General features: G+C 32.5%; 17 protein-coding genes and 1 pseudogene. 12 read left to right on the top strand and 6 right to left on the bottom strand.

The features are described 5' to 3' along the window. The first annotated feature begins 32 nt into the window (after window positions 1-32). From ACWVCY_RS10420 to ACWVCY_RS10400, 5 genes and pseudogenes are all read left to right on the top strand, one after another. Window positions 33-509 carry a hypothetical protein gene (locus tag ACWVCY_RS10420; RefSeq protein WP_455142756.1) on the top strand — a complete coding sequence of 159 codons (477 nt, stop codon included), beginning with the start codon at window positions 33-35 and terminating at the stop codon, window positions 507-509. A gap of 77 nt (window positions 510-586) precedes the next feature. After that, window positions 587-823 carry a hypothetical protein gene (locus ACWVCY_RS10415; protein WP_455142754.1) on the top strand — a complete coding sequence of 79 codons (237 nt, stop codon included), beginning with the start codon at window positions 587-589 and terminating at the stop codon, window positions 821-823. A 252-nt stretch (window positions 824-1075) separates the two neighbouring features. After that, the gene (locus ACWVCY_RS10410) at window positions 1076-1636 is read left to right on the top strand and encodes a Rab family GTPase (RefSeq protein ID WP_455142752.1); all 561 of its coding nucleotides are present in this window, start codon (window positions 1076-1078) and stop codon (window positions 1634-1636) included. A gap of 9 nt (window positions 1637-1645) precedes the next feature. Beyond that, window positions 1646-2140, top strand: a complete 495-nt coding sequence (locus ACWVCY_RS10405; RefSeq protein ID WP_455142750.1) for a hypothetical protein — start codon at window positions 1646-1648, stop codon at window positions 2138-2140. 74 nt (window positions 2141-2214) lie between these two features. Further along, window positions 2215-3372 (top strand): annotated as a pseudogene (locus ACWVCY_RS10400) (DNA methyltransferase); the annotation flags it as partial. On the opposite strand, the gene ACWVCY_RS10395 reads toward ACWVCY_RS10400, so the two are convergent. From ACWVCY_RS10395 to ACWVCY_RS10385, 3 genes are all read right to left on the bottom strand, one after another. After that, complete coding sequence (locus ACWVCY_RS10395; RefSeq protein WP_455142748.1) at window positions 3362-4270, bottom strand: hypothetical protein; 909 nt, start codon at window positions 4268-4270, stop codon at window positions 3362-3364. The pseudogene ACWVCY_RS10400 and the gene ACWVCY_RS10395 overlap by 11 nt on opposite strands. A gap of 274 nt (window positions 4271-4544) precedes the next feature. Next, window positions 4545-5501 carry a UbiA family prenyltransferase gene (locus ACWVCY_RS10390; protein ID WP_455142746.1) on the bottom strand — a complete coding sequence of 319 codons (957 nt, stop codon included), beginning with the start codon at window positions 5499-5501 and terminating at the stop codon, window positions 4545-4547. Between the two features lie 220 nt (window positions 5502-5721). Then, window positions 5722-6543 carry a ZIP family metal transporter gene (locus tag ACWVCY_RS10385; protein ID WP_455142744.1) on the bottom strand — a complete coding sequence of 274 codons (822 nt, stop codon included), beginning with the start codon at window positions 6541-6543 and terminating at the stop codon, window positions 5722-5724. A gap of 142 nt (window positions 6544-6685) precedes the next feature. On the opposite strand from ACWVCY_RS10385, the gene ACWVCY_RS10380 reads away from it, so the two are divergent. The 7 genes from ACWVCY_RS10380 to ACWVCY_RS10350 all read left to right on the top strand — a co-directional run bounded on the left by ACWVCY_RS10380 (window position 6686) and on the right by ACWVCY_RS10350 (window position 15649). Beyond that, window positions 6686-8098 (top strand): hypothetical protein, encoded by a 1413-nt coding sequence (locus ACWVCY_RS10380; protein ID WP_455142743.1) that lies wholly within the window; start codon window positions 6686-6688, stop codon window positions 8096-8098. A gap of 251 nt (window positions 8099-8349) precedes the next feature. Beyond that, window positions 8350-9447, top strand: coding sequence for a hypothetical protein (locus tag ACWVCY_RS10375; RefSeq protein ID WP_455142741.1), 1098 nt, complete (start codon window positions 8350-8352; stop codon window positions 9445-9447). Between the two features lie 136 nt (window positions 9448-9583). After that, complete coding sequence (locus ACWVCY_RS10370) at window positions 9584-10366, top strand: SDR family NAD(P)-dependent oxidoreductase (protein ID WP_455142739.1); 783 nt, start codon at window positions 9584-9586, stop codon at window positions 10364-10366. Further along, complete coding sequence (locus tag ACWVCY_RS10365) at window positions 10363-11160, top strand: SDR family NAD(P)-dependent oxidoreductase (RefSeq protein ID WP_455142737.1); 798 nt, start codon at window positions 10363-10365, stop codon at window positions 11158-11160. The genes ACWVCY_RS10370 and ACWVCY_RS10365 overlap by 4 nt, the downstream gene beginning before the upstream one ends. An 8-nt stretch (window positions 11161-11168) precedes the next feature. After that, the gene (locus ACWVCY_RS10360; RefSeq protein WP_455142735.1) at window positions 11169-12278 is read left to right on the top strand and encodes a 2-hydroxyacyl-CoA dehydratase subunit D; all 1110 of its coding nucleotides are present in this window, start codon (window positions 11169-11171) and stop codon (window positions 12276-12278) included. Window positions 12279-12288: 10 nt separating this feature from the next. After that, window positions 12289-13530, top strand: a complete 1242-nt coding sequence (locus ACWVCY_RS10355) for a 2-hydroxyacyl-CoA dehydratase subunit D (RefSeq protein ID WP_455142733.1) — start codon at window positions 12289-12291, stop codon at window positions 13528-13530. A 271-nt stretch (window positions 13531-13801) separates the two neighbouring features. Continuing rightward, a complete protein-coding gene (locus tag ACWVCY_RS10350; protein ID WP_455142731.1) occupies window positions 13802-15649 on the top strand; it encodes a PAS domain-containing sensor histidine kinase in 1848 nt (615 codons plus the stop codon). On the opposite strand, the gene ACWVCY_RS10345 is transcribed toward ACWVCY_RS10350, so the two are convergent. The 3 genes from ACWVCY_RS10345 to ACWVCY_RS10335 are packed head-to-tail and all read right to left on the bottom strand — an operon-like array spanning window position 15646 to window position 17053. Further along, a complete protein-coding gene (locus tag ACWVCY_RS10345; protein ID WP_455142729.1) occupies window positions 15646-16203 on the bottom strand; it encodes a Rab family GTPase in 558 nt (185 codons plus the stop codon). The genes ACWVCY_RS10350 and ACWVCY_RS10345 overlap by 4 nt on opposite strands. Window positions 16204-16228: 25 nt before the next feature. Further along, window positions 16229-16426, bottom strand: a complete 198-nt coding sequence (locus ACWVCY_RS10340) for a hypothetical protein (RefSeq protein ID WP_455142727.1) — start codon at window positions 16424-16426, stop codon at window positions 16229-16231. A gap of 51 nt (window positions 16427-16477) precedes the next feature. Next, window positions 16478-17053, bottom strand: a complete 576-nt coding sequence (locus ACWVCY_RS10335) for a Rab family GTPase (RefSeq protein ID WP_455142725.1) — start codon at window positions 17051-17053, stop codon at window positions 16478-16480. Window positions 17054-17056: the final 3 nt, after the last annotated feature.

The raw sequence follows: 17056 nt of genomic DNA, 5'->3' as shown, positions 1-17056 counted from the left end.
ATTTAACTTTATCTTTCCTTTTTTTGATTGTTATGCTAAATGATGAACCAAGATTAACAATTTCTCCCCAATTTCCTTGTATAATGGGAAATATGTTTACAGCAATGTTAATTACATATGGAGGGTATTCCTATGGTCAGGAGTATTCAATAACTGATCAATGGAATGAGAATAAAGTAGTCCTTATGGGTAGATTAAATTATGAAAATTCAAACCTTCTTGAGAAGGATTATTGGAACTATTCATACATTGAAATCAAAGTTTCTGGCAATTTACAGTATGAATTACTTAAAATCAGTCTATCTATAAAAGCAGAAGAAACTCAGAATTCAATTCAAGTATTTCATGATGAAAAATACTTGCAAACGATTGAATTAAAAGGTAGAGAAAAATCAAAAGTTGATTTCATATTAAAAGACACTCCTAGATCATTTAAGATACTTATTCGTCCTGTTTTTCCTTATCCAAGACCTTTTAGCTTTTATTCATGTGAATTTTCAACACCCTAGCATTTTATAGAAATTTGATTTTTTATCTAAATTAAAATAGAATATTTTTTAAGATCATCACTCAGAAATAGATAATTATGAAAACTTTTCTAATCCTTTTTCATTCATCAAGTGGAGAAAATCCTTTATTAGTAATGCAACGATTAACTGGACTAGGATTCAAACCTATAACAGGTAAATATGATTTAGAATATGATTGGGGAAGAGATATTACTGTTCATGATATCTTGGAATTATCAATTAAAATTCACGAAACATTGAAAGGAACAGGTGTTTTTTATAAGCTTGAAACCCCAGATTATGAAGAAGGATAAATTAGTGTTAAATGAATATATTCTATTCCGTAATCATTAATTTGAAGCATTCACAATTCCTTGTAGAGGATTGAATAGCGTTAAAACGTTTTTTTCACAAAAGAAGAGAAAATCTAGGAAATTACCGCTTTGGGTTATTTGAAATAGATTTAGTTTTGAAATTTAATTGCAAATGAATATAAGAAATGAGGATTGGTTTTCTTCTAGAGCTCTCAAATAATTGGAACTAATAGGTTGTTGTGAAGCATAACAATGGAACCTCATATTGGTCAATACTACAAGATAACAATAATTGGAGATGGAGCTGTAGGAAAGACCAGTATTATTGAATATTTACTAGGACGAGAGTTTCATTCCACTTATTTGTTGACCATTGGAGCAAATATTGCTACATATCCATATACAAGTGCAAGTGGCCAGCTTTTTCGATACCAATTCTGGGATTTAGCTGGACAACGACGATTTGATTTAGTTCGGGGGCCTTTCTACAAGGGTTCAAGAGCCTGTATTATGGTTTTTGATGTTACCAGACCCCTATCTATGGAGAACTTAAAATTATGGCGTGAAGAACTTCATACCAATGCAGGATCTGAAGTACCATTTATCGTATTAGGAAATAAATGCGATTTACCAGCAGTATACAATAAAGAATTATTACAAGAGTTTCTTGATAGTAATCCGAATATTCCATTTGAAATTCCATATCTTCCTACTTCAGCTCGAATGGGAACTAATGTTCATGAAGCAGTTGAAATATTGTCTCAGACGATTTTAAAGGCTAGGATGAAACGAAGTCAGCTGAATATAGAATAGGTGTGCAAATTGACTAAAAAATTAAAGGAACAATTATTAAATACTTTTCCTAGCAAAATGGAAAAACGTCAAGCATTTATTATGCAATTTGTGGTAGAGAAAGCACAAAGAGGGGAAAAACTCCCTTCAAAAGATAAGATTAATGAGGTAATTGACGAGTTAATATCAGAAGGCACAATTGAATCGAAAGGGGACTTATTAATCTTAAAGAATAAAACAAAAATAAATGTTGATTCGGATGATGAAGAAAAAGAAGTTGAAATAATAAAACCTATAGGTGATTTTGATGAATATGAATCGATGGTTCTAGGTGCTTTTCAAGGTAAATTCGAGAATAAAGCAGCAATTGTAATGAATGCTACAATAAAAGCAATTTCTAATGGAAATTCTCCTCCAGACAATCTTAAATTAGAAGAAGCAATTAATCATTTGATTGATAAAGGAATCTTGTCAGAGAATAATAATTTGTTAATAAAAACAAATAACTCTATCCAAAGACTTTAGGAAACCTTTCTCCTCTTAAAACACTATATTCTTTTAAGTAAAGTTATTATTTCTCATTTTTCAATAGTGATCATGAGAGTTATAAGAATCATTATGCAAAGATTAAAATCATAATGAAAAATTCTAAAGAAGAAGGAACTACTCCTAAAGAAAGTTCTTGGACATTAAATGCTACAGTTTTGGAGAAAATAATCAAAATTTCTCCAAATAGGACTAATTCGTCTGAACTGATTAAAAAGACTCAGTTTGATATTAAAAAATTACTAAAAACTGCTGAAGAATATTTTCTTCAAGGGAATTTCATTGAAACTGCCCGAATTTTTCGCACTTTAGGTCGTATAACACGAAATCTGGAATACAATATTGAATTCAAAGGAAAATACTCTGAAAAAAATCAGTTAAATGATCTAACAGGAAAGGAATGGTTAAGACACACAAAAAGCTGGATGATTGTTGATGGAAAACCTTCAGATCTTCCATATGAGATCAAGGATCATCCCGCAAGTTTTCCGCCTGAATTAGCAAAACATTTCATCAAATTTTTTACTAAAAAAGATGGATGGGTATTCGATCCCTTTATGGGAATAGGAAGTACACTTGCTGCTGCAAAGGAGTTAAATCGAAACTGTTGGGGGATTGAATTAAATAGTAAATATGCTAATTATGCTAAAAAGCGTATTGAAAACATAGAAAATGGATCCAATACTTATTATTTAGCAAATGATGACTCACATAACTGTAAGAAGATTTTTTTTGAACAGGAATTTCCCTTAGCAGATTTATTACTTACATCACCCCCTTATTGGAATATCTTAGCTGAATCGAGGGGTGGTGTAAAATCAACTCTTAAACAACGAGTTGAAAACGGCTATGATGAGACCTATGGTACTGATTCACGTGACTTAGGGAATATTCCACAGTATAATCAATATTTAGGTCAATTAATTTCTCTATTTATCAATTTTTGTAAAATAATAAAGGATTGTGGTTATATAGTCGTTATTCTTCAAAATATTCGTCAAGTAGATGGAAAAATGTGTCCTTTGGCTTGGGAATTTGCTCTAAAATTACGTGAGCTTCCTAATGTCAAGTTAAAACAAGAATTTATTTGGTTGCAGGATCAGAAATTTATGGGTATATGGGGGTATCCTTATTCCTATGTTTCAAATGTTCATCATCATTATTGTCTAGTTTTTCAAAAGTGTAAAAAAAGACATCAGGTTATTTCTTAACCGTAAAGGTAAACAAATTATATCCAGGAATTTTTCGTGGATTTAAAGTTTCAAAAATTGGTCCATGAAGACTTTTTTCACTAATATTAACACCTAAAGGAAGATTAATCCACCCCGCTTTAATACACTCCTTAGCGATTTCAACTAATAGTAATTTCCATGTCTCATGATAACCAGGACGCGTTGCAGTGAATCGTAAAATCATATATTTATTATCAGGTTCAGGATTAGGGAAATCTCTTAATGGGGCACTTGCATTAATAATTTCTCCTTTTTCATTAGAGATCACTATACAATGACCATCTTTCAGGACTTTATCAGTGAAATAAGATCTTAAAGCTTCTTCAGTTAATTCAGGTACCTTCCCCAATTCCTCATCTTCTCGTGCAAGCTTGATTAATAATTCTAGATCTTGAATAGTTGCAAGGCGTGAGGTAAAACCAGGAAGTGATACATCCCGCTTAGAGAGTTCTGTAACATCAAACTCATACCTAAAACCACTAAAAGCTTTTCTAAAGCCCTTTTTAAGAAAAAACGATTCAACGCGTTTCCAGGAGTGATGAATCCAATATCTAAGTTCATCTGGATTTTTTTCAAGGAGATAATTTCTCAGATCATCAAATAACTTGTCTTGTACATCTGAAGGACAATTTGGAGTCGCCCAAGGATAACCAATCGCGTAAATATGACTTCTTTCCTTTCGAGCCTGAATATACGCCAAAGGTTCTCCTTCTTTTGAGAATGCATAACGAAGAAAATTGGGATTAATTCTCTCTTTTATAATTCTCTTTTTTATTTCCTCACCAGTAACATTAATGCCAGTTGCTTTGGTGTATAATCTAGCCTGAATTTCTTCGAGCCCTTGATCTGGTTCAAAAGTTTTATAGATAATTACCATATTTAAACCCTTCAGATTGCATCTTTAATCTCGAACTTGAGACTCTGGTTGAAATAAATGAATTTAAATTACTCATTTAACCCTAAAGTTTGTGAATGTTTATTTAGATTTTCTATGTGGTAAAATTATTTCATTAATACGTTAAATCTTGCAATCTTAGGAGATCATTATTAAAGAGTACACTGGATTAAATGTGGTGATTATTGACTCTCATCTAGAGTTTCTGGAGGTAGAGTAACAGGATCATGAATTCCTGACAAAATATAAAGACAATTCACCCAAAAGGGCAATTAATGAACAGTACAGCAATGATTCCAAAACTATACACAAAATGTCTTCTTACCCATCCAGACATTTTGCGTATCTTCATAAAATCTTCTCGTACCATGTATAACTGTTTTATATAGAGTATTATAGAAATAATTGAAATAATTAACGCAAATAAGATTAGATAATCTGGAAAAAATTTTCTCAAAGTAGTATTGATAATCAAATATAATGGTAGTATGAGAAGCATACTGCATACTAAACCTTGTAGAAGAATGAGACTTGAGTTTTTACCAATTAAAATGCTAGTTGTCTTTTGTTTGCCAATTTTATCAATTTCATAATCCTTTAGCTGTGCACTAAATTGAATCCAAGATCCATCTATTATTGAAAAAACGAATAAAAGTAAAAAAATCGGTTGCTGAAGTAATTGGGAAATCGAGGTTAAAACAACTCCTCCTAAGAGAAAAAATAGTCCTGATGCATATAATCCATGGGTGAAGAAATCAAAAAAGAGACGCTCTTTAAATCTAATAGGAGGGGCATTGTAAAAATGGCCTACTATTAGAATAATACCCCATAAAAAAACACTTTCAATTCCATTTATGAAACTAAAAACCAAACTTATGATAATTGGTGTTAAAAGTAATGAAAAAGCCAATATCGGTTTTTTCTGGATATTTGTTTTACAGAAATAATTAAGTTCTCGTTTTTTTTCATCAAGTCGATCAAAGGGTGCATCATAGTAATCATTACTCATCCAAATATACGGTAGTAGAAACACGGATACTCCAAGGGCTGATAATAAGCGTATCCAAGAATCCGCTAATACTGACCCTTCCCATCCCATTATAGCTAATTCTGTGAAAAAACCAAATAGCATAAAGGGTACTCCAAAGAGAACACCTATTAATAATCTGTTTAAAACAATAAATGTCACAATTCTATTGTAAAATGCTTGCATCGAGCTGATAATTCTCCTTGATTATGTTGGAAACTGAAAGATCTAAATCTTAAAACAAAGCTCAGTGAATTAAATATAAATTTAAAAAATCACTGGGAAATAATAGAACAAAGTATTAATTTAGATAGGTTGAAAAATAATCCTAGACTTTTTACACCTAATGCTATTTTTGAATTATTTTATAACATTCAATAATCAATTTTATTTTCTATTGGTAGTTTTATGCTCCGACAATGAAATTGTCTAAAAACATCATTATGATAAAGCCTAATATAACCCCAAATGTAGCAGCACGTTCATGCCCTTTTCTATGACTTTCAGGTATTATTTCATCTGAAACAACAAATATCATCGCTCCTGCAGCAAAAGCCATCCCAAAACCCAAAATACCACCAACAAAAGAAACAGCAGCTACACCTAGGAGACCTCCAAGTGGTTCCACTAATCCTGTAGCTAATGTTATCTTAATAACATCGAATTTAGAATATCCTTCACGTAGAAGAGGTAAAGCTACTGCGGTTCCTTCAGGTATATTTTGTAATCCAATAGCTAATGCTACTATAAAACCAGTGGAGATATTTTCTGCACCAAATGCCACTCCTACTGCTAAACCCTCTGGAAAATTATGAATAGTAATCGCTATGACAAATAACCAAGTTGCTGCTAATCTCTTAGACATCTTTTTTGATCCTTCTTTGATAGATACAACAGATTTATCTGGTCCGTGGATAAAATGTTGATGAGGAGCCCAACGATCGATTATATGTATGAAAAATGCTCCCATAAAGAATCCTAAAACTGTTAAAACCACAGGTTCTAGCTCCCATACTGTGAATACTGGATTCATATTCAGAGCAGGAACTAATAAACTAAAAGCTGAAGCTGCTAACATTACTCCTGCTGCAAACCCTAGCATGATGTCTAGATTCTTATCAGAAACTTCTCTACCAGATAATACGGGAGTAGCTCCAATCGTTGTTGCTAAGCCAGCTCCTAAAGAGGCCATTGCACCTAAAAAAATTATTTCAATTGTATTAGCCATTGAATGAACCAACAGATTAAAAATTTGATGGAGTATTTGATTAAATGCTTATTATGAAAATTCACCTTTAACAGCTTAAATTCTCTTTGATGCGAAACAACATAAAAAGACCAATAAATAATAGAGGATGAGGTTCAAAATTATGTCAAAAACTAAAACTGCAAATCATGGAAAGTTTTCTCTATTTTTATTTCTGCTTTTGGTACTAGTTCTTTATGGATTTGGAATCTATTCCATTTATGATCTTATAATCATTAAATATCCTGCAGAATTTGATTCAATCTTAATAGTACTAGGAACTATTATTCCTTTTCTTTCACAAGGTATACCATACCTACTATTGGCATTAGTGATTTTTTTTGTATTGTGTCTTATTTTAGGATGGATTATACTACAATTAATGCGTCATTTAGCTACTCCTGTTGTATTATTCATGTCATTTCTAATTCCTGGGGTAATGATATGGATTGGAATAATTATTTCTTTATTAGCTCCCATTGCTCTTGTTGGTTATGTAGTTCTCATTTTTGGGGTTCTCCTTTTATTATTTGCTATATGGAACCAACGTAGATTGCGAAGAGCTGGAAAATTTGTTGAGTTTGCTGCTCGCTTAGTTCTTGAAGAAAAAGCATTGTTGATTGCTCCTATTATAGTCGCTCTCTTTACAATATTTGCTGGGATGATTATGGGTTTCAGTTTTCTAGAAATATATGATAGTTGGGGAGTATTTACTGAGGGATCAGTAGAATTATCTGAATTAGGTTCATTTGTAGGTCTTTTTATTGAATATATTTATTTAATAGTTTATTTTGGGTTATATTATATCATTGGTGGATTTATTGTTTCTTACGCATTTGATTGGTATCGAAAAGAAGATCCCAGTTTAAAAACTGCATGGAATGATGTACGACAGGTTTTATCTCCTTTACTTTGGTTTGGTATCATCAGGGCAACTTTAGAAATGATTACGAGAGTCCTTGGACGTGGAGCACGGCGATCAGCTACTACTACAGGAAAAAGACGGAATGAACAGATATTTACAGTCTTTTTATTTCTAATTACATCAGTAATAGTAAGTATAATTATAGGTCTATATAGATTCTTTACTTACTTCACACTACCTGCAATTGTAGTTAAAAAGAAGGGTGTAAGAGATTCAATTCGCGATTCAGCTAAAATTGTTTGGAATAATTGGTTGGATCTCATGGTTGGCGAAACAGGTTTTGGATTAGCAATGTTCTTTTTTAACATCATTAATTTTGTGTTATGGGGCGCCACTGGAGCCTATGTAGGATATTTAATCTTTTCCACAGTAGAAGGTGCATTTGTTATCGGAATAGTTGCTATTATATTTTCAACAATTCCTATGTCTATTGTAACTTATCCTATGGGAACTGCTTTCAAAACTTTCTTATACGCATATGCTTTAGATCGTGAATCAGGATTTAAACATCCTTCTCGACTTCCAGCTGAACTTAAAGGAGAATTTAATCAAGTGATCGTAGATCTTGAGAAAAGAGGTGCTCGTAGAAAGATTCCTCAACCATCTTTTTAAGAAGATCTTCTATCTGTCCCCCTTTTTTAGTTTGTCAAAAAGCTTTTAATAGTAATAACTTGCATCAACTCCTATATTTACTTTATATTTTCTTTAGTTAATATGTATAAATTTTAAAGGGAAGAAGTCATTCTAAATTTCCTGAAATTATTTAATACGAAAAGGTTTCGAGTTAATTTAAGAAATGTTAATTTCAATATCTTTCAAATTAGACACGCTTTCAAAAAAAATAAATGAATTAAGAAAGAACAATGAGCTGTGAGGAAATGCAAAGAGTAACTGCGAGGGTTCAAGAACACTGGGCCTTATTTATTGAAGGAACAGAAGTGAAATGGTCTTATGGGAATCCTAGTCATGAGTTTTTAGAGGTCGTTTCAAATTTTTTGATGGGATTGGGAAAATTAGGAAAAGAACTTTTTGGAACTGAAGGTATTGCATCAATTAATTTTGACCGACCAGCTCATTCAGGGTTAAAATCCTCTGAAATCTTCATTGTCTCCTTGGAAGAAAAATTTTTTCTAATTATATCAGATCCCGCAGTTACATTATTATTGATTGATGCTGAAGGAGGCCTGCCTGAAGATATCAAACAAATTATGAGAGCAGTGATGGTTGGTCAGGCTTCCATTTTATATAGCAATCTAGTAACTGATGCCGATAAAGAAACCAAAGAGGCAATAGAACAACACTTTAGAGACATTATTCTTGATATTAATGAGAGATATCTAGATAACAATCTTTTAGACAATATAGTTGGTATTGCGGGTAGTAATTTTAGTATTTTATCTTTTCAGGAATTATTACTTCTTCATTATTATCTAAGAAAGCATGCAGAACGCACTAGCCTAATTCAGACACAGGGATGGGCAATAATTGCGAATCTTGATGGTTTTGAAATTCCTTTTTCTTATAACTTGACAAATCAGGGTATTTGGGCTGGATTTTTCTCCGCGATTGTTGGATTCATTCAGTCATTATTTGATTCAAAGCCCAAATATATTTCATTTGGTACGACCTATATTCATAAATTGCGATTTATTTTTGGAAAAAATTACTTTATGGCTATTGATACTGGGTTTACTTCAGATTTACTTCTTGTCAAAGATTTTCAGCGTAAATTTCTTTCGACCCCATTTGCTATATTAAAAGATATGTCTCCTGGAATAAAAAAACTCTTAATAGAAGAGCTTCTTCAGTATCATGAATCACGACTAAACACTTTGAGTGCTGCTATGCTACTAGATACGTTTGTAGGGGATGATGAAACGCTAACAGATTTAAATAGGGATGAAAGAGTAATGAGAATCTGGGGTAAACTTTTATTAAATTTTCAAAAACCTTACAGATAAAACATGTATAGAGGAATTGAATAAATTCTCTCTAATTCAAATAAGACTATTATTTAGTATAAAATTCAATTGTCCATAAGTGATTTAAAATCTCTTGTAATAATTATTTGCTATCTGATAAGGAAGAAGATAATTCATGAATATATCTCAACTGTTTTCTTTGAACGATAAAACTGGATTAGTGACTGGGGGTGCCTCTGGGATAGGATATTCAATGGCTGAAGGTTTATTGGAAGCAGGAGCTAAAGTAATAATTTGTGGAAGAGGTCGTCATGGGTCTTTAGAAGCTGCTTCAAACAAGCTTGCCCAAATAGGACCTGAGGTTATTGCTTTAAATTGCGATGTAAGTAATGAAGAAAATGTACAAAAATTAGTAAAATCCCTAACTGAAATGTCAATAAATATTGATATTCTTGTAAATAATGCTGGAGTTTCTTGGGGACATCCTAGTGAAAGTTTATCCTTAGAAAAATGGAAAATGGTCATTGATATTAACTTGACTGGGACTTTTTTAATGTGTCGTGAAGTGATAACAAGTCTTATGTTACCAAGTGGATTAGGTGGCTCTATTATTAATATATCTAGTGTTGCTGGTTATAAAGGAGGAGAATATGGTGTTGTAGCATATAATTCATCAAAAGCTGGAGTTATTGGAATAACTAAACAACTAGCCATTGAATATGCTTCTAATGGAATTCGGGTGAATGCTATTGCACCATCTTGGTTTCCCTCTTATATGTCACGGTATTTTACAGACAAGGAAAGCCCCATGAGAAAAACACTTGAAAATCAAAATCCTATGGGTAGATTGGGAGAACAATGGGAGCTTAAAGGAGTCGTTGTATTTTTAGCAAGTAATGCTTCATCCTATATTACAGGGGTGGTAATTCCTGTCGATGGAGGATTGATGAGTCAATGAAGGTTTTAGATTTATTTAGTTTATCAGGAAAGACTGCTTTTGTGACAGGAGGTGCTAAAGGTCTAGGAAGAAGTATTAATGAAGGTTTATTGGAAGCAGGAGTAAGTTCAATATTCTTTTGTGGAAGAGGGCGTCATGGATCAATTGAGGATGAAGAAAAACGATTGAAAGAGAAGTTTCCCGATGCTAAGATAAAAGGATTTACTTGTGACATAAGTATTGAAGAACAGGTTAAACATATTGTTAAAGAACTCAAAAATATTATTAAATATTTGGATATTTTGATATGTAACGCGGGTGTAACATGGGCTGCACCAACAAATGAACAAACACTGCAAACATGGTCTAAGGTCATTGATACCAATCTTACTGGAAGTTTTTTGATCATTCGTGATTTTTCTCGTGAATTAATCAAACCTAATCCAAATGGTGGAAAGATCATTTTAATAAGTTCTCTTCTCGCGTTACAAGGGACAGCAATAATCCCTCAAATAGGTTATACAGCAAGTAAAGCTGCATTATTGGGATTAACACGGCAATTAGCAGTAGAATGGGCTCCACAGATTCGAGTAAATAGCATAGTTCCAAGCTTCTTTGAAGGAATTGATTCAATGTCTCAGATGTTCACAGTCGAAGGAAGTCCTGTAAGAGAAGCTTTACTTGAGACTATCCCTCTTCAAAGATTTATTAATCCCTCTGATCTTAAAGCAGCAATTTGTTATCTAGCAAGTGAAGCCTCTGCTGGAATAACTGGTCAATATTTAGTATTAGATGGTGGATTATCGATAAAATAGTGATACAAATGATAAATGGAGAAAAACATTCCATCCTTTATAATAATTATACAGAAGCTTTGGAAAGATTAGAGACTGATGGAAAAAAACTCATTGGTTATTTTACTAACCGTGTTCCAGTAGAAATAATCCATGCTTTAGGGTTACATCCTATAAGAATTGTGTCAATGGGAATCACAAAGACTGGTGCATCAGAGCAATATATACAAGCTTTTGGATGTTCTTGGCTTCGTCAAATTATGGATCTAGCATTAAATGGTGGTTTTAGGACATTAGATGGTATTATTTTCTCAGCAGGTACGTGCGATTCATTACAGAACGTTTCAGATCTCTGGAGAAAAGTTTTTCCAAAACAATGGATATATAATCTAACCTTTCCAGTTTTAACATCTACTAAGGCAGCTAGAAGTTACCTTCAAACTGAATTTGAAAATCTAATCAATTCACTACATTCAAAATTTGTAGATTCACAACATGAGCTCAAGCTAGTTGAAAGTATAAAGTTATATAACCAAAAAAGGGTATATTTTCAAAAACTGGCATCATTAGTTTCACAAAGAGAAATTTTGTATCTTGATATGGCAAAATTACTTTATTTAGGTGATATTTTACCAATTGAAGAAGTTTTAAGTCTTTTAGAAGAATATCTACAGAGCTTGAGAGACATAGATTCATCAAAAATTCCCAAATCTCCACGATTATTAGTTACTGGAGGAATGGGAGTTGATAATTTTGATATTTGGAAAATTCAAGGTTTCAATCATATTGTAGCAGATGATCTTAGTTTTGGGACCAGAAACTTCAATTTTGTTGTTCCTACTGGAAAATTCTTAGAAGGATTAACTCAAGCATATATGGAAAGAATTCCTGATCCAACAGCATTAGACATGCATAAAAGAATGGAGTATCTGAAGAAATTAATTAAAGACAATCAGATTGATGGAGTGATTCTTCTAAATACAAAATGGTGTGATCCAGAAGCTTTTGAATTTGTACATCTCCAAAATAAGCTTAGAGAGATAGAAATTCCTTCTTTAATAATTGAAACCACTCCAGATCTTTCAAATCGTGAACAGATTCACACAAGATTAGCTGCTTTTCTTGAATTATTATCTTAAGGTGTATTTAATGCCAGAAAAAGAACCTGTGTATCGTCGATTAAATTGTTTACAAGAAGTTAAGAATAATCAAGCGCTTTATTATTTACAGTCAAAAAACCCTTATGAAATAAAAAAAATTGCTTGGATTACCTCAGGAGCACCAGTTGAATTTCTCTATGCTATGGATATCCTACCTTTATATCCTGAACAGTATGGAGCCATAGCAGGAGCAGCTAAGGATTCAACTCGATTATGTCAAGTTGCAGAAAAACATGGTTTTTCAGCTGATCTTTGTGCTTATGCTAGAACATCATTTGGTAGCATTTTTTCTACACTTCCTCCTACACCTCTTCATGAAATAGATGGAACAGGTGGATTAGCAAAACCAGACTTTTTAGTTGCTGGGAATAATATTTGTGGCACTGTTTTAAAATGGTATCAAGAACTATCACGTATTTTTAATGTTCCACTTTTTTTATTTGACACCCCTCCACTAAATAGTGATGAAATTCCCTCACACTATTTAGAATATATTATGGTTCAATTAGATGAATATATGAAGTTTATAGAGAATCAGGTTAATAAAAAATTCGATGAAGAAAAGCTTACTGAAGTTATGCAAAATTCTAAAAGAGGAATCGAGCTATGGAGTGAAATTCTTGTTCAAGGGAAGAAAAAACCTAGTCCTTTAAATTGTGCCGATCGTTTTCTTCTTATGGCTCCCATAGTGTCTCAAAGAGGAACATTTGAGATTATAGCCTTGTACGAGAATGCATTGGAAGAAATTAAAGATCGAATTAATCAGAATCTCGGTGCTATCACTGTGGAGGAGCGATATAGACTCTTATTCGATAATATCCCTATCTGGTTTAATTTATATGATTTTTTTAATACTTTAGCTGAGAAAGGAGTAGTATTCCCAGTGGATACTTATACACATGCATGGTCTATGGAATTTCAAGAGACTGGTGAATTATTGAAAGATGTGGCGATTATGTATTCAAATATATACTTAAATAAAACCCTTCAGCATAAAATTGATCTTATCAGTTCACTTGCTAAAGATTATTCCTGTGATGGGATACTTTATCATAGTATGAGATCATGTAAGCGATATTCAATTGGTCAACCAGTAACTAAAAGAGAGGTTACTGAATTGACAGGGATACCAGGGACTTTAATTGAAGGAGATATGTGTGATGCAAGGAGTTTCTCTGAGGAACAAGCAATGACTCGAATTGAAGCTCTACTTGAAATAATTTCAAAATAACACTTGATTATCATTTTGAAAGGTTGATCTCCTGAAAATTGATTGGATTTTTTAGAATCATAACAAAGAATATTCTAGGGTCAATCAAAAGTATATTGCAAGAATTATTATAATGAATAATTCGATGATAGCTTTGATAAGAGATCAAAATGTAAATAAATATAATTATCAAAGAAAATGATAATTAATGATGAAAAAGAAATAAGACTAGGAGAATTTAATTTATACTAGATGATTCCCAGGGAAAATATGTATAGGATACCGTATTTTTATGACTAAAACAACTAAAAATATTGAGGAAAGATTTCGATCATTAGTTGAAACAATCAATGACTGGGTCTGGGAAATTAATAAAATTGGGGAATTTACTTATTCAAGTCCTCAAGTAGAAAAAATCCTTGGATATCTCCCTGAAGAAATAGTAGGCCAACAATTCAGTTTTTTTTTAATGCATGATAATATGAAAACAATTATGGATAGGATTGACAAACATATATCATTAACTCAACCTATTGATAATCTTGAAGCTGATTTTAATCATAAGCATGGAGATAAAATTGTATTAGAAACAAGTGCAGTACCTATACTTCATGAGGATAAATTTGAAGGGTACCGTGGAGTGAGTCGAGATATAACAGCTAAAAAGAGAGCAGAAGCTGAATTATTTCTTTCAGAAGAACGGTACCGGAATATCTGGGCCTCCTCACCTTTAGGAATGTTATTATTCGAATTATTACCAGATGATAAAACTTTAATCTTCACTGGAGCAAATTTAGCCGCTGATAATATTTTAAGAATAGAAACAGATCTCTATATTGGAAAAGGTATTGAAGATCTGTTCCCCAAAATTAGCGAAGAAGCTCATGATGCTTTTCTAAAAGTGGCAGCAAATGGAAAACCATGGCGAAATCAAATTATCACCTATAAAGACGAAAGAATTAAAGGAGTTTTTGAAGTAAATGCGTTTCAAACTGAACCTAATCATCTTGTTGTGACATTATCTGATGTTTCAGAGCGAATTCTTGCAGAAAATAAATTAGTCGAGAGTGAGGAGCGTTACCGTAAACTAATTACTAAAATGAGTGAGGGAATCTGGCTTACTGATATTAATAACATCACAATTTATGTCAATCCTGCAATAGAGAAAATGTTGGGTTACTCCCAAGATGAAATGATTGGTATGAACGTAATCAACTTTATTTCTCAAGATTCAATTAGTACTTTTATTAGAGTAAATAAAGAACGTCACGAAAAGTCTGCTGGTGCTTATGAACTTGTGTTTGTCCATAAAAACGGCGATGAGGTGATTACACGTGTTGCAGCTTCTTCTTTATTGGATTCAGAAAATCGAATTATTGGATCTTTTGGAGTAATAAGCGATATTACTGCTGAAAAACGTACTGAAGAAGCACGAAGAGATTTAGAACAGCGGAGAGCTGAGTTCATTAGTTTAGCTAGTCATGAACTTCGTACACCTCTCTCTATTATTAAAGGATATATCGATCTCTTAGGAAAGCGCTTATTTACCCTCTCAGAAGAAGAAAGATCTAAAAGCTTTCAGATAATTCAAAAGAATATTGAGAGATTGAATAGATTAGTCTCAGGAGTAAGTGAATTAACCAAAATTGAACGTGGAATTTTTACTCTTAACTTCGAAATCATAAGTATCAAGGAATACCTTGAAGAAGCTATAAGACCACATCAAGACATTTTAGGACCTCAATTTATCTATACCTGTGATGAAACCTTTCCAATTTTCGTAAAGATTGATCAGGACAGAATTACTCAAGTTTTGAATAATCTTATAGAAAATGCTATCAATCATACTGATGAGAAGAAAAGAGAAATTAAATTTAAGTGCTATAAATATAAAGATTCGGTGGAAATTTCTATTAATGATAACGGTGCAGGAATAGCTCCTGATCAGCTAGAAACTATTTTTGAACCATTCGTAACATTTCCATCGAAATATTCAAAAAAAATCACTGGGACTGGAATAGGATTATATCTGTCTCGTATCATAATAACGGAACATCAGGGAGAATTAAAAGTAAGTAGTGAGGGATTAGATCAAGGTGCAACGTTTCTAATTCGTCTACCAGTGGTTGAAACAAGTTAAAAATTTTCATTCACATATAGTTGTAAAATCCCTTCTCCCAATTTAAAAAACGCATCAGGGACATTTTTGCCTGTTTTAGCTGATGTTTCGATGTATGTTATATGTGTATCAATGTTTGCTAGATGTTTTAATTTTATGGTCTCCAAAATTGATTCAATTTCATTTTCAAGGTCAATTTCTTTTTCTAATAGATCTAATTTATTTCCAATCACTACGATTGAAACCTTAGGAGTATTAGCATTAATCGCAAGTTCAGTCAACCATGTAGATATGTTTGTTAATGTCTCCAAACGTGTTAAATCAAAAACTAGGAATGCTCCAGCTGTATTACGATAATAAAGCTTCCTAACATCACGAAATGCTGGTTGTCCAGCTAAATCCCATATTTGAAATCTGAGTTCTCTCCCCTCAAGTGTAATGGTTTTTGCGATGAAATCTGCACCCAATGTTGGTATATAATTGGTTGAAAAACTTCGTCCAAGAAAAGAATCTCTTAAGGCCGTTTTACCAACTGCACCATCTCCTAAAAGTAAAACTTTAGCCAATATAGCCATAATATTCTCCTATTCATAAGATCTTCTATTCTTTGGAAATAAATTCTGGACAAGCAATTTCATTCTTCAACATAATAGCAAAATGGTCCTTTAATATATATAATCGACATAAACCGGCTTCTTTTTCAGTAATATGCTCTTTATAATAAATCGGAGCCTTTTCTGTTAAGTAAGCACAACTTTCGCATGTTTTTCCTTTGTAACTCAAGTCTGAGGATTGCATTGTAAAATTCATCCAACTTAATTTTGTACACACCTTCTTGTTTAAAAATCTTCATACTTCATCAAAATAATTTAGCTGTTCATACCTATCGAGAATTTTTTTTCCTATAGTTTCGAATGCTAAATTCACATTCTCCCCTGTTTTGGCAGATGTTTGATAAAAGATAGCAGGAGAATCTAAAGTGTCAAATTTATTGATTTCATTTAAAGTTTGAGTAATTTCCTCGGCTTTTACCCAGTCTAATTCTCTCAGATCAATCTTATTACCCAAAATGACAACAGATAATTTTTTAGACCCTGAATAAGTTATTGCTTCACTTAACCACGTTTTTAAATTGTAAAGAGACTCTGGACGAGTAATGTCGAAAACAAGAATTAATCCTACCGAATCACGATAATATAATTTTCTGATTTGTTTAAAGGTTGGTTGCCCTGCCAAATCCCATATCTGAAAACGCAATGATATTGTTTTGGTTGGTCTGGTGATTGGAAGGACCTTTGAGACAAATTCTGCTCCTAAAGTAGGTAAATAACTGGTTGTAAATCCCCTACCCATGAATCGTTCACGTAAAGTAGTCTTACCAACAGAACCATCTCCTAGAAGTACAATCTTTACAATAATTGTCAAAGA

The organism is Candidatus Hodarchaeum mangrovi (assembly GCF_975850365.1).
This window is presented reverse-complemented; position numbering and strand designations above follow the sequence as displayed.